Source organism: Treponema sp. R6D11 (genome assembly GCF_054786075.1).
The window spans coordinates 1-384 of sequence record NZ_BDHD01001113.1 but is presented as its reverse complement, the minus strand read 5'-3'; the positions used below and the strand labels follow the sequence as shown (position 1 = coordinate 384).

At 41.7% G+C, this 384-nt stretch carries 1 protein-coding gene; it reads left to right on the top strand.

Features of this window, described 5'->3' with window-relative positions:
* Positions 1–182 precede the first annotated feature (182 nt).
* Positions 183–384, top strand: a 202-nt coding sequence (locus ACYVTD_RS17710) for a hypothetical protein (protein WP_461248935.1), incomplete at its 3' end; no start/stop codon positions are given.

The window sequence follows — 384 nt, the reverse complement described above, 5'->3', positions numbered from 1 at the left end:
TAATGCCGGATAGAATCGCAGCTTTAACGTACATAATGGCGGGGAAAAAAAAAAGGGGGGGGGGGAAAATTAAAAAAAATAAGTTTAAAAAAAAAAAAAAAACCGCATTGGATGGGCGCCCAAAAAAAAAAAAAGAAAACGCAAGACACCCAAGGGGTCCCACCGCCGCCGGGGCGGGAAGTATGACGGATTTAAACCTTAAAAAAAGGAAAAAAAAAAAAATGGAAAGAACCAAAAAGGAATTTTATGGGAAAACATCGATGGGGCCTTTTATTCGAGAGGGGGGAAAAATTTTAGAACATGAAATGAAAAAATCCCCAACATTGCAGGGGGGGGGGGGGCAATTTCAATTCCTCGACCTCCGTCAAAAGACGGAAACGCTGT